The organism is Arthrobacter antibioticus, assembly GCF_030063205.1.
Classification (GTDB): domain Bacteria; phylum Actinomycetota; class Actinomycetes; order Actinomycetales; family Micrococcaceae; genus Specibacter.
This window is the reverse complement of the sequence record NZ_JASISQ010000001.1, coordinates 291,793-304,126: the sequence shown is the minus strand read 5'-3', so window position 1 is coordinate 304,126 and position 12,334 is coordinate 291,793. Positions and strand designations below refer to the sequence as shown.

The 12,334-nt window shown below is 55.6% G+C and carries 15 protein-coding genes and 1 pseudogene; 7 read left to right on the top strand and 9 right to left on the bottom strand.

Translation table 11 applies throughout. The features are described 5' to 3' along the window. Positions 1–79: 79 nt before the first annotated feature. On the bottom strand, positions 80–718 hold the full coding sequence (gene ctaE, locus QMG40_RS01445; protein WP_283527169.1) for an aa3-type cytochrome oxidase subunit III: 639 nt from the start codon (positions 716–718) through the stop codon (positions 80–82). A gap of 186 nt (positions 719–904) precedes the next feature. Between ctaE and trpD the strand changes: the two genes are divergently transcribed. Further along, entirely contained in the window at positions 905–1,966 is a 1,062-nt protein-coding gene (gene trpD / locus QMG40_RS01440) for an anthranilate phosphoribosyltransferase (protein ID WP_283527167.1), read from the top strand. Here the strand turns inward: trpD and QMG40_RS01435 are convergent. The 6 genes from QMG40_RS01435 to QMG40_RS01410 form a co-directional block, all read right to left on the bottom strand. Beyond that, a complete protein-coding gene (locus QMG40_RS01435; RefSeq protein WP_283527165.1) occupies positions 1,963–2,724 on the bottom strand; it encodes a copper homeostasis protein CutC in 762 nt (253 codons plus the stop codon). The genes trpD and QMG40_RS01435 overlap by 4 nt on opposite strands. Positions 2,725–2,731: 7 nt before the next feature. Beyond that, positions 2,732–3,013 carry an Lrp/AsnC family transcriptional regulator gene (locus QMG40_RS01430; protein ID WP_283527163.1) on the bottom strand — a complete coding sequence of 94 codons (282 nt, stop codon included), beginning with the start codon at positions 3,011–3,013 and terminating at the stop codon, positions 2,732–2,734. A 62-nt stretch (positions 3,014–3,075) separates the two neighbouring features. Next, positions 3,076–3,483, bottom strand: coding sequence for a DUF3054 domain-containing protein (locus QMG40_RS01425; protein ID WP_283527161.1), 408 nt, complete (start codon positions 3,481–3,483; stop codon positions 3,076–3,078). 85 nt (positions 3,484–3,568) lie between these two features. Then, positions 3,569–4,465: an AAA family ATPase gene (locus QMG40_RS01420; protein WP_349361582.1), complete on the bottom strand. Its 897-nt coding sequence runs from the start codon at positions 4,463–4,465 to the stop codon at positions 3,569–3,571. A 145-nt stretch (positions 4,466–4,610) separates the two neighbouring features. Continuing rightward, positions 4,611–5,249: a hypothetical protein gene (locus tag QMG40_RS01415; RefSeq protein WP_283527159.1), complete on the bottom strand. Its 639-nt coding sequence runs from the start codon at positions 5,247–5,249 to the stop codon at positions 4,611–4,613. 72 nt (positions 5,250–5,321) lie between these two features. Further along, on the bottom strand, positions 5,322–5,795 hold the full coding sequence (locus tag QMG40_RS01410) for a DUF1990 family protein (RefSeq protein ID WP_283527157.1): 474 nt from the start codon (positions 5,793–5,795) through the stop codon (positions 5,322–5,324). A 64-nt stretch (positions 5,796–5,859) separates the two neighbouring features. Here QMG40_RS01410 and QMG40_RS01405 point away from each other — a divergent pair, with 64 nt between their 5' ends. The 4 genes and pseudogenes from QMG40_RS01405 (at position 5,860) to QMG40_RS01390 (ending at position 9,265) form a co-directional block, all read left to right on the top strand. Next, complete coding sequence (locus QMG40_RS01405; RefSeq protein WP_283527155.1) at positions 5,860–6,792, top strand: hypothetical protein; 933 nt, start codon at positions 5,860–5,862, stop codon at positions 6,790–6,792. 2 nt (positions 6,793–6,794) lie between these two features. Continuing rightward, positions 6,795–7,202, top strand: coding sequence for a GntR family transcriptional regulator (locus QMG40_RS01400; RefSeq protein WP_283527153.1), 408 nt, complete (start codon positions 6,795–6,797; stop codon positions 7,200–7,202). Positions 7,203–7,272: 70 nt separating this feature from the next. After that, entirely contained in the window at positions 7,273–7,755 is a 483-nt protein-coding gene (locus QMG40_RS01395; RefSeq protein ID WP_283527151.1) for an SRPBCC family protein, read from the top strand. Between the two features lie 425 nt (positions 7,756–8,180). Next, positions 8,181–9,265: pseudogene (locus tag QMG40_RS01390) on the top strand (IS3 family transposase). Between the two features lie 138 nt (positions 9,266–9,403). Here the strand turns inward: QMG40_RS01390 and QMG40_RS01385 are convergent. Beyond that, positions 9,404–10,075 carry a winged helix-turn-helix transcriptional regulator gene (locus QMG40_RS01385; protein ID WP_283527149.1) on the bottom strand — a complete coding sequence of 224 codons (672 nt, stop codon included), beginning with the start codon at positions 10,073–10,075 and terminating at the stop codon, positions 9,404–9,406. Between the two features lie 52 nt (positions 10,076–10,127). Here QMG40_RS01385 and QMG40_RS01380 point away from each other — a divergent pair, with 52 nt between their 5' ends. Next, the gene (locus tag QMG40_RS01380; protein ID WP_283527147.1) at positions 10,128–10,778 is read left to right on the top strand and encodes a maleylpyruvate isomerase family mycothiol-dependent enzyme; all 651 of its coding nucleotides are present in this window, start codon (positions 10,128–10,130) and stop codon (positions 10,776–10,778) included. Next, complete coding sequence (locus QMG40_RS01375) at positions 10,775–11,071, top strand: DUF1905 domain-containing protein (RefSeq protein WP_283527145.1); 297 nt, start codon at positions 10,775–10,777, stop codon at positions 11,069–11,071. The genes QMG40_RS01380 and QMG40_RS01375 overlap by 4 nt, the downstream gene beginning before the upstream one ends. A 642-nt stretch (positions 11,072–11,713) precedes the next feature. On the opposite strand, the gene QMG40_RS01370 is transcribed toward QMG40_RS01375, so the two are convergent. Beyond that, a complete protein-coding gene (locus tag QMG40_RS01370) occupies positions 11,714–12,277 on the bottom strand; it encodes a GNAT family N-acetyltransferase (RefSeq protein ID WP_283527143.1) in 564 nt (187 codons plus the stop codon). Between the last annotated feature and the right edge of the window lie 57 nt (positions 12,278–12,334).

The window sequence follows — 12,334 nt, the reverse complement described above, 5'->3', positions numbered from 1 at the left end:
CCTTTGATCTGTATCCAGCAGCCCCGGGTGAGGGCCGCAAATGCTAATTCTTACGTGTAGAAGTGAGCTGTTTGTCAGCTTACTTGAGGACGTAGATGACCAAGAAGAGGCCAATCCACACGACATCCACAAAGTGCCAGTAGTAAGAAGTCACGATTGCGCTGGTGGCTTCGAAGTGTCCAAACTTCTTGGCCGCGTAGGCGCGTCCAATAATGAGGAGGAATGCAATAAGCCCACCGAGAACGTGCAGGCCGTGGAAGCCGGTCGTAATGTAGAAGGCGGAGCCATAGGGGTTTGAGTTCAGTGTCACGTACTCGGAGGTCAGCATGGCGTATTCGGTCGTCTGACCGGCCACGAAGATGGCTCCAAGAACGAAGGTCAACAGGAACCACTCCGTCATTCCCCATTGGGAGAATTGGAAGCGGCGTCCCGTGCGGCGAGGCCGAAGGTTCTCCGCAGTAAACACACCCATCTGGCAGCTAAATGAGCTAGAAACCAGGATCAGAGTGTTCACAAGGGCGAACGGGAAGTTCAGCTTCGCCGTTTCTTCTGCCCACATCCCACCAGTGGTGGAACGCAGCGTGAAGTACATGGCAAAAAGGCCGGCGAAGAACATCAGCTCACTGGCCAACCAAACTACGGTTCCTACAGAAACCATGTTCGGTCGATTCAGTGTCGGATGCGCCGGATTACTGGGGGCATGGGTCACAGTTGTCACATAGACATTATGTCTATAAAACCCCAGAGTTCCCAATGCAAAACTCCGAGTCACGGATCTTTTTCTACAAACTTGCGAAATTCCGGGGAATTCACAGGTTAATCACAGTTGCCCATGCACAACATGTCTTCTGTGTCAATGGTCACAATCCGTGCGTTGGGTTCACTTTCGTCTAACATCTTGAGAGTGAATCCTCTCCAAAACGCATCCCCAAGCACCCCCACGTGGCCAAATCTGATCGCTGCCCTGATTGGCGGGGAGGACCTCAGCCAGGATGACACCCAGTGGGCTATGAACACGATCATGGCCGGAAATGCCACGGATGTTCAGATTGCCGGCTTCCTTGTTGCCCTGCGGTCCAAGGGCGAGACTGTTGCCGAGGTGACTGGACTGGTCGAGGCAATGCTTGCCAACGCCCGTCCGCTGCACGTTGTTGGCGACGCCTTAGACATTGTGGGCACTGGAGGGGACAGACTCAATACTGTGAACATCTCCACCATGGCAGCGCTCGTCTGTGCCGGGGCAGGTGCAACTGTGATCAAACACGGAAACAGGGCATCTTCCTCCGCCGCCGGTTCCGCTGACGTACTAGAAAAATTAGGTGTTCGCCTGGATCTGTCCTTGGAAAAAGTAGCCCTTGCTGCCACCGAAGTGGGCATCACCTTTTGTTTCGCGAACTTCTTCCACCCGTCTATGCGTTACGCCGCCATAGCGCGCAAAGAGATTGGTGTCCCCACGGCGTTTAACTTCCTTGGGCCGCTGACAAACCCGGCTCGCGTTGTAGCTTCCGCAATTGGTGTCGCAGACGCCCGGATGGCCCCACTCATGGCTGGCGTGTTGGCGGCGAGGAACATCCGCGCCCTGGTTTTCAGGGGCAGCGACGGACTGGATGAACTGACGACGACTGGAACCTCCAGTATTTGGGAGGTGCGGAACAATGAAATCACGCAAAGCAGTTTCGATCCGCTGGATCTAGGCATAGCCCGGGCAACCATAGAGGACCTGCGCGGGAAGAATGCCGAATTTAATGCTGAAGTGGTACAACGCATTCTGGATGGAGAACGCTCACCGATCCGTGATGCCGTGGTGCTCAATGCTGCTGCCGGGCTCGTCGCTTATGAGCGGTCAAGTTCTGGACCACTGCTTGAACGGATGAAATTTGCCGCAGCCCGCGCCGAGGCAGCGATCGACGGCGGTGCCGCAGCCAACGTGCTGAAGTCTTGGGTTGCGCTGAGCACCGAAAGCTAGGCCGGCGTTAGTGTTTCTTGAGATTCTTGAGTTTTCTGCACAGCCTGCGCGGCCTGCTTGACTAGTCCGGCGTCTGTGCTGAAGTAGCTGTGGTCCTGCGCGAGTGCTGACGCCGTCATGGGTGCTGGTGGAAGGTGGCAGATGTTGCGTTTGGCGGAGAGATGCACGTCGCGCAAGCCTGCCGCATGGAAGGTGGCAATATCAGCGATATCGACTCCGCCACCGGCCATCACCGTGAGTCTGCCAGCGGCCGCTTCATGCATGGCAATTAGCTGATGGAGACCCTCGCCAGCCCGTCCAGCGCCGCCCGAGCTCAGTATGCGTTGCACGCCAAGGTCGGCTAGACGCGGAACTGCTGCCACGGCATCGGCGAAAGTTAAGTGATCCACCGCCCGGTGGAAGGTGATGTGCAGGCCCTCAGCAGCTACAACAAGGGTTTCCACTGCCGCGTAATCTATGCCACCAACTGGTGTCAACGCTCCAATCACGACCCCGGCTGCGCCCCCGCTATGGACTTCTTTGATCTCCGCAGCCATCAGAGCAACTGCCGCTTCGTCATATACGTAGTCGCCGGGACGGGGACGGATCAGAGCGTGAATAGGTAGCCTGGGCTCAGCATCGTGGACGCTTTTTAATAAACCTTGTGATGGAGTAAGTCCACCGAGCTGGAGGGCACAGCACAACTCAATGCGAGCGGCCCCAAGCGTGGACGCCAGAGTGGCGCCGGGGACATCCTGGACAGCAATTTCTAGTTGCATTATGGATTTAGTTGTTGAAGCCGAGAGAAAACGCGGCATCCAAATCGTGTTGGGAGTATGCGCGAAAAGAGATTTGTGTGGTGGTGGAGACAACTGACTTAACCTTGGAAAGTCTATCTGCAATGACGTCGGCTAAGTCTTCGTGTTTCTCCACGCGGGCAATGGCAATCAGATCCCATTCCCCGGTCACCGAATAAACTTCGCTGATGCCGTTGAGTTCGGAGATTTCCTGGGCTGATTCGGGGATCCGCGTTGCATCAGTTTTGATCAGGACAAAAGCTGTGATCACAGGTGGGTTCCTTGTCATGGAGTGTGATGGTTGGGAGAAAATTTGCTCATCTCGATGGTATCTCAAGCGGGAGTTGCATCACTGCCCCGATGACGGCGCGTGAAGAAGGTTGCAAGGAAACGGTGCCCCAGCAAGAAGACCCCAAGAGTGATCGTGGCGACCGCAACGAAGGGAAGTTCTGCTGTTGATCCGGAGATCAGGCGTAGGGCCATGCCACCGGCAACGGTGATCAACCACAGGCAGACTCCCTGAGGGAGAATTCGTAGCGGGTGTTTCCAGCTCTGGCATACCAGCCAGCCCAGAGCAAGAGAGGCCAGGAATGGCCAAGCCGTCGCTAGGATACCCACCACCGTCAAGGCCTCATGATGAGAACCGCGTCCCGCAAGAGCGAAAAGAAGAACCAGCACGAAGTCTGCGGCGGCGGTAGAGATGAGCGTTTTGGTGCCGAAGGCGGCTTTCGTTTGATTCACACATGGGAGTTTAGCGGGATTCTCTTGGAGGTGCTTTCTCAAGGAGGGCGGAACTGGCTCTGTGCCTGCGCCTGTTGAGCAAGAGTTAGAGGTATTTGAGGAATCGGTGCGGGGCGTCCATGAATGAGCGCCAGTTTTTCACCAAGTCCAGATCGTCCCAGCTGTTTGGACGCAGGCCCCAAGGCCCCACCTCATAAATATCGGCACCCGGCAGGGAAGCCAACAGCGGGGAGTGCGTGGAGAGAATAACTTGGGAATCGCCGTCGTCCATTAATTTCTGGAGCACGCTGAGCAGGGAGAGGCAGCCGGAAAATGACAGTGCCGATTCGGGCTCATCAAGTATCCACAGCCCGCCTCCGCGGAACCTGCTAACAATCAGCTCCAAGAACGATTCGCCGTGGGAAAGACTGTGAAAATCGGTGTCTGGAAGCCCGGTGGAGGGGTTCTCCTCAAGGTAAGTAAAGAACGAGTGCATAGTCTCCGCACGCAGAAAATACCCGTACTTACTGGCACCAGCATTGCGCGTCACCTTCAAAAAAGAATGTAGATCAGACTCCGTAGGCCGACTGTGATGCCTGGCATGGGTGGATCCACCCTCCGGATTGACCCCGCACGCCATGGCGATCGCCTCAACCAAGGTTGATTTACCAGACCCGTTCTCCCCAACAAAAACCGTCGCCCGACCCAATACGAGCCCGTCGCGAAGGAGTTGTTGAACAGAAGGAAGAGTTGCCGGCCACGCATCCGGATCAGGCACATTGAAATCGTTTATACCAACATGGCGCAGGGGAGTCTGAGAGAACATCATGACGGTGTCTGGCGCGCGCCAGCTCGTGTCTGTGTCATGATGCCATCCTATCGGCGGGATGATCAAGGGCAAGGCAAGGGTTGCTTCAGGACTGTTCGGACGTGGCCAGGACGTAAAGTGGCGGGCCTTGCATTTCGATTTTCCCCGGCGCATGAGGAACCGAATTGGTTCCATGGATGCGCCTTACCGATGTGTTGGCGAGCAGGCCTCAGTTCCGTTTCAATACCTCAGTAACGTGTACCTTTTCGCAGGAGACTCCAAGGGGGTGCTCATATTCGTGTAGGTTGACTTTGCCACCCGTTTGAGTCGCTTCTCCACGCTATCTATAGGCCGGTTGGGGTGCAGCAGGATCAGCAGAGACAATATCGAGGCGCTTGTCAGCCTTTAGCGCGGCAATGGCTTGTCCACTTGCCCCGATGCCGGCCCAGTGCGGGTCTACGTCATTGGCCACACACCAAGAGCGGTCCGCCGGCCAGATGAACGCAGGGTCCGGAATCCACAGTTGGCTCGGGGCTCGATCGCAGGCGGCGATTCGCCACTCGGTGTTGCCGGTCTCTGTGGTTCCTGTAGTTTCTGTAGTTTCTGTAGGGTTCCCATGGTAAAGAAAATATGAGCGTTCTGGGACATCAAACCTCGCGCCAGGCATGATGAACCCGTAGCCATCCCAAAAACAGAAATAAAGTTCATCTGGTGTGCGGGTGTGGCGTTGGAGTACCTCAACTGCAGCCATTAGTTGAGCGGTCTGGGACAAATTCTCGGTGTTGGGCGGTGCATCAGTTTCGCTTTGCGCTGGGTTGGTGGGGTCCACTAGGAAACGCAGCCTTGTGTACTCAGGGAATCCATCCGGACCAAACCCGACCAACTGCTGCCATGGCAGCGTGGAATCGATAAGCCATGCTGCGGCTCCAATGCCGGCTCCACTATCGATTCCAGTGCTGCTGCAGGGCCTGATGCCCATCCTGTGCTCCTAGTCTGTTGCACGGCTGAGAGTCTGTTGTAAGGGAGTCTGTTGTAAGGCTGAGAAGGGGAATCAGCGAAGGGCACGCAAGTATCGTCGGCGAACTATCCGCTGAATGATCAAAAGCAGCGGGTACAGCATCCGCCACGGTTGCGCAGGTGACGGCCCGGTTAGGGAGCGAACGCTTAGGCTCACTTCTTCCCCGTGACGATGCACAATAAAAGCTTCCTCGCCGCTCACTGGGTGGCCAGGCAGCGTTTTATAGGCAAAGCCCACCCTGTCTTTTTCCTGAACCACGGAAACAACTTGAACCGGCTCAACCACACTGATGCCAAACATTCGCGCGGTCACATTCACGTTCTCGCCGGGAACCACCGGCCCGGAACTATCTACTGTGAACCCACTGGCGGTTTTGACTTTCCAGTAGAGCACGTCATGACTGGCGCGCTCCCATGAAGCTACGCCGTTACCAACGACGGCGCTCACTTCAGATTGACGATATGTGCCCTCATGTGTCGAGAATTCATGCTGGGCCGGGTTTGTCATATTCCTCATCCTTGCATGAAAGATTGTAATGATACATTGATACAGATAGCAATGAGGGGGCATTATGTTTTTGGAGTCATCGGTTGACCGCTTCGCCGTAGGATTCGCCGTGCTTGTCGCCGTGGCGGCGTTTATATTTGTTCACAGCAGCAGATACCAGCACAAGCAGGTGTTTATGTTCTGGCAACAGGTCGGGCTGCCCATGGGTACGGATCAGATTCAAGAATCTCTTCGCGTCCGGCTAAGGCGGAGCCACAAGGCATCGTTCTATGGAGGACTGACCGGTGGATTGGTTGCCGCTTGGCAACTCGTTATGACTCCCAATGCATCTCTCTCATTTTCGTTTGTCATGTTGACTGTTTTTCCTGCCGTCCTGATCGGAGCGACGCTCTTTGATGTTGCCGCCATGATGAAGGATGCTGTTGCTGCTCCACGTAGAGATGTCCCGCGGTTGGCCCGGGCCCAAGCAGTGAGCGTCACCGATTACATCAGTTCTTGGCGATTCTGGTCTGCGCCAGCTATAACTCTTTTGGCTGTTGTTCTGGGAGTGGCAGGCTTGGTAATGGGGACAGTGGGTGTGATTGATTTAGGTAATCTGCTTCAGGGTGCGGCTCTTCCCTTTCTGTTTATAGCGGTCATTGTCCAAGTTGCCTGCTGGACAGCTCTACGAAAAATTATGCAGAAAGCCCAAACGGTATCGAGCACCCTTGAGCTTGCATGGGACGATGCTGTTCGGGCCCACACAGTCCTGAAGGTGGGGATGCTGGCAACAGTCATGGCTTGGTTGGCTTTTTCTGCCATGGGCTTGGCAGTGCTAGAGGGCATGGGTGTCGCAACTCCGGGATCAACGGCACTGATTATTGCCCAAACAACTCCCATGTTGGGCTGTTCCGGGATCTTCATGGTTTTTCGCTACGGCAGTTCTTTCAACTACTTTCGTCATCACCTGTGGCCGGAAATTGGGGCCACGAAAGTTGTCCTTGGCCAAGGTGCATAACCATGCTCTTTGTTGATCCCCGCTCGCCAGTGCCCCCTTTTGAGCAAATTCGGGTTCAAGTCCTGGACCTCATCCAGAGTGGCGATTTGCAGCCCGGAACCAGGCTGCCGACTGTTAGAAGACTGGCCTCCGATCTAGCCCTCGCGCCGAACACCGTGGCACGTGCCTATCGTGAACTTGAACTCAACGGTGCCCTCGAATCCCGAGGCAGGCATGGAACGTTCGTTTCAGTTCATGACGACCCTCTTCAACGACAAGCGCAGAAAGCAGCAGAAGAGTACGTTCATCACATTCGGTCACTAGGTCTTGATGGGGGAGACGCCATGGCATTTCTCCACGAGGTACTCAAGGACAAAATGATTGGAAGTTCCGGCGCTGCCGCCCCGCCAACCCATTCTGCGCTGCCGTAGTAACGGGACCACTGCAGCGTAAACCCCCGGCGCCCTAGTTTTTATTCAGAGACTGCGCAATGCTTAGTGTATGGCTGATACCGAGAAAAAACTTACCGTTGACCGAGTGATTGATGCTCCAGCAAAGGAAGTCTTTGCTGTCTTGAGTCTTCCGGCTAACCATGCCGAACTGGATGGATCGGGGATGGTGCGTTCCGATGAGAAAACTGACCGGATCACCGCCGTCGGGCAGGTCTTCACCATGAACATGTATCTCGAGAAGCTCGGTGGCGAGTATCAGACCGAGAACCACGTGGTTGGATACGACGTCAATAAGCTACTTGCGTGGAAAACCGCAGATGCAGGTAAGGAGCCTGCTGGATGGGAATGGGTGTGGGAGTTGGAGGTACAGTCGCCAACTTCAACCAAAGTGTTGCTGACTTACGACTGGAGCGCCGTCACAGACAAAGAGGTACTTGGACGCGTTACTTTCCCACTAGTCCAGTCGCATGAGCTGGAAGGAACGCTAAGCAAGCTGGCAGAGATGGTTGCTGGGACGCACCCAACGAACTGATCGTTGATGCAGGCGCAGCACGCCACCGGTCTTCCCGCCGCCGTCTTCCCGCCGCCGTCCGTAGGCGTGGCACTGCTTGGTGCTGAGTGTAGTGGGCACAGTGTCGGCCTCCACGCGGGGGAGTGTGATCGAGCGATTTGCCTCAAGCTCTCCGTGTTCCCGAATCTACCGAAGCGTTCTCTGCCGTGAAATTTCCGTTCGGGTTGGAGCGTGGGACGCTTACGGACGTCGCTGCAGAAAACGGACTTTATTGTGTCGTAAGGAGTCACAGGAGAGGACTCCTGTGACACGTTGGATTTCGTTTTCCTCTCCGGGGCAGATTCTTGGCGTGTTTGAGTCTGGGTCGGCCTTGAGGACGGTCTGCCTAGGGTTTGATTGACACCTGTCTTGTGAGTTTCTGACTCGCAAGTGGAAGGATGTTCAACATGCCTAAAGCTTTTCCTGAAGAGTTCCGCCGTGACGTAGTCGCGGTAGCCCGCAAGGGCGAATCGACCATGTCCAGATCGCGAAGGACTTTGGTGTTTCCCATGCTGCTTTGCATCGGTGGTTGAAGGCCGCTGACGTTGAGGACGGGTTAGTCCTTGGTGCCGTCAAGGATGAATCTGTTGAGCTGCGAGAAGCGAAGAAACGCATCCGTCTTTTGGAGCAGGAAGCGGAGGTGATGCGTCGGGCGGTTGCTTACCTCTCCCGAGACAATAGCCCAAAATGATGTACCCTCTGGTCCGTGAACTGGCCGCCCCGGAAGCCCGTCTCAGGGTGCCGGTCGCGGTGACCTGCAGGGTATTAGGATTCTCCCGCCAAGCCTTCTACCTGTGGTGTGCTCATCCCATCAGTGACCGGGACCGGGAGGAAGCCCACCTGGTCAACGCTGCCTTCGATGTCCATGCTGAGGATCCCACGTTCGGGTACCGGCTGATCCATGATGAGCTCGTCCATGAACTCGGCTTCATGGCTTCAGAGACCCGCGTTGGCCGGCTATGCAGTGAGAACAGGATCCTCTCCGTCATCCACCGCAGACGAGGTACCGGGAAGAACGCTGGCCCTCCCTAGGGCAAGCTGTACCTCTGTGCTGTGAAGGATGTTTTTTCTAACAGGATTGTGGGCTATTCCATCGACTCGTATGAAAGCCGCCGTGGCTGTTGACGCGCTGAAGTCTGCGATCAGTCAACGAAACCCGCAAGGCACGTTGATACATAGCGATCGGGGCTCTCAATTCCGGTCGAAGAAATACGTCCGCCTGATCGACTCCGCGGGGCTGCAAGGCTCCATGGGCCGGGTTGGGGCATGTGCAGATAATGCCGCGATGGAAAGTTTCTTCTGGCTGTTGCAAAAGAACGTGCTGAACCAAAGACGCTGGAAAACATGTGAAGAACTACGCCTGGCCATCGTGGTCTGGATCGAGAAAACCTACCACCGCCGGCGCCGCCAACGACGGCTCGGGAAACTAACCCCGATCGAGGTTGGGACAATGAATAAGACCACTCAACCGGTCCCCGAAATTTCACCCTAAACTGTCAACTAGATCCTGAGCAAACCCCTACATCTTACATCAGACCATAGGTGGAACGTCTATTGGGCCAGTCATGGCACCCAACCTGAGTATGATCTCGGGCTCAAGTTCTGTCGCTTGTTATGGGAAGTAGTGAGCTTATAGCTTTGTGGCGTCAACTAACATTTGGACCGCGTCTTGATTACCGACGACCGCGATATCATCTTCGCTTTCAATAGATGCCCCTGCGATGATGACTGCTTTCCACGCCCTAGTGGTGCTGCTGATTGTCGCATCGACAGAGTCAACGGTGGGCGCCTTTGTGATCGTGGATTCTGTGGTTGTCATAGTGGCCACGTAGTCCACGGTCTCCTGCCCAGATACGCGCGAGTCACTTAGTTTCAGCGAAATTCTGCGCTCTGGTGTGCCTTCAGGCAGTGGGCGTGCGTGCGCGCGCATTGCTAGGACAAGGGTGTCAGGTCCCATATCGGCTTCGAACGGCAGGCGTGGAGATTTGACAGCCCACAAGGACAACGCGGTGTTGACGGCTTCCAGGCCGAGGCCCCACTCTGTGAGTCCGTAGACCATCACTTTGGCCGGTGCTGAAAGTTGGTTGCGCACCACGATGCCAGTTTCTTCGAGGTCCTGCAATCGGTGTGTAAGGACGGCTGGACCGATTCCCGGGATGTTGCGTTGGAGGTCGAGAAAACGTTTGGGGCCTAGTAGCAACTCCCGCACCACGATGAGCGCCCACCGTTCCCCGATCAAGTCAAGCGCATGCGCCGACGCGCATCCGTCGTTGTAGGAACTATACGATCTTCGCGCAACCATGATTCCATTCTACTACTTGTAAAGAAGTAAGCACTACTGCAACAATAGTTACATGACGAACTTGTCCAATGCTGAAATCTGGGCTGCTGTACATTTCGAACGGCAGGCGCTGATCGAGGACCTTTCAAGACTTGAACCTGACAAGTGGCGCACTCCGTCATCGTGTCCCGGTTGGGACGTCCACGATGTTCTGGCTCACCTCGTGGATTCGGCCAAGACGACCCGCCTGGGATTTGTGCGTCGGATGGTGGCTGCTGGTTTCGACTTCGACCGAGATAACGCCGTCGGGATCACTCGGGAGAAAGCAGCCAATTCGGACGACACGCTGAACGCGTTTCAGGAAGTACGCAGCCACACCGCCACACCACCGGCGGCATTGGTCACTCGACTGGTGGAGGTATTCCTACACGGTGAGGATATTCGCCGTCCTCTCAAGATCCGGCGCAACTACCCGCCCGCATATGTCTCCCGCGCGCTTGCCTACCAGGTGAAGACCAGCGTCAAGATGGGCGGCGGCAAGGAGGAGGCTCACGGGCTGCGCTTGATCGCTACCGATACATCTTTCGAGCACGGCGACGGCCCAGAGGTACACGGCCCCGCAATTGTCCTTTTACTCGCCGTGTCAGGCAGACCCGTCGAGGCCGATGAACTCACCGGACCCGGAGCCCGCAACTTTGTGACGACACCAAGCGAGGAATCATGACGACCACACCCGACCATCCCGACCAGAAACTCGAAGCCATATTCACGGCCACTGTCATTGCTGACTCCAACAGCGGCTGGCCCTGCATCCAGATGCCCAACTCCGCCGAATTCTTCGGCACCGGCAAAGCAGTCAAGATTGGTGGCACCGTCGACGGCTACCCCTACGAAGCCACCATGTTGCCCGTGGGTGGCGGTACTCACATGATGCCGCTGCGTGCGGCGTTCCGGAAGCTCCTCGCGAAGGGCATGGGCGACGAAGTCACCGTGCACCTGACAGGCCGGTTCTCGTAAACAATCCCGAACCAACCCAGCCGCGAAACCGTGCCTACCAAGAACCATTAGAGAGATTGATGTGACACTGCCGGAGCATGTTTCACTGCGGAACCGCCAGTGGTACAGCCACTCATCCGGGCATGGTGGAGCATTTCGCTAGTGCGATCACAGTCTGGTGCGTCTTCGAATAGAGTTCGATAGTCATGCGAGTTTCGCATACGTTGGAGAGTGCACCGTGAATCGCATAATTCCTTGGTACGCCGTTGGTTGCTCGATCATCGGTGAACTGCCGACAGCGAGTCATCTTCAATCATCGGAGACTAAATGAAACCTTTGCCCATCGGGTTAACCCTCACTGTCGTGGTCATCTTCGCGTGTTTGATTATTTCGAACTCACTCGAGAATCAAGGAGTGGCGTTGCTAGCTGCCGTCCTCGGTGTTCTGCTCATCATCATGTCGATACTGATGCAAAAAAGACAGAACCGCACTTCACGGAACCGAAACTAAGTCCCCGCCGACACCGCAGTAGAACTCACAAATCGAAAGCAGCTGCTGTTGTCCAGGATCGACTGCAAGGACTATTGAAGGTCTTCCACTCAGCGATTTCGCGTCCGTATGCGGAACGTTGAGTGGGATTAACGTGATTCGTCTTTTTTCAAGTCAGTTATTGTCTCGGCTTATGGTGGCGTGTTCATCGCGCAAAATGGAATAGAGCATAGAGTCCCTGCGAACTCCTCGCACCAATCGGTGGGAACGAAGCCGCCCCTCTAGGGTGAACCCGCTCTTTTCTAGAACTCGAATTGAACCGATGTTGCCAGGATGGCAGGTGGCGCTGATTCGCTCCAGTTTGAGCGTATCGAACCCAAATTTAAGTGGCTGGACCGTAGTTTCGGTGGCATAGCCGTTTCCCCAGTAGGAGCGGTGGAAGGTGTATCCAAGCTCTCCGTTGTGATCGTATGGATCGGTAGTCCAAATGGCCACAGAGCCAATGGTCTTACCCTCCAAAACAGCAGCAAGTGAAAACGCTGATCGGCCCTCTTCCAGGTGCGCGTGGGCCGCATCCTTAACAAAGGAAATCGTTTGCTCTAAAGTATTCGGTCCCCATGTTGACCAGCGAGTAACCTCAGGATCTGAGGTGAACTCGTGCACAGCCGGGATGTCCTCCGACGTGAAGTCACGGAAACTCAGCCTAGGGCCATGTGGGTAGGCCTTTGAAAGACTCATCGTTCACCTGTCAAGTCGATTGTTGAGTTTCAATCACAATCTTCTGGCCGACCCGCC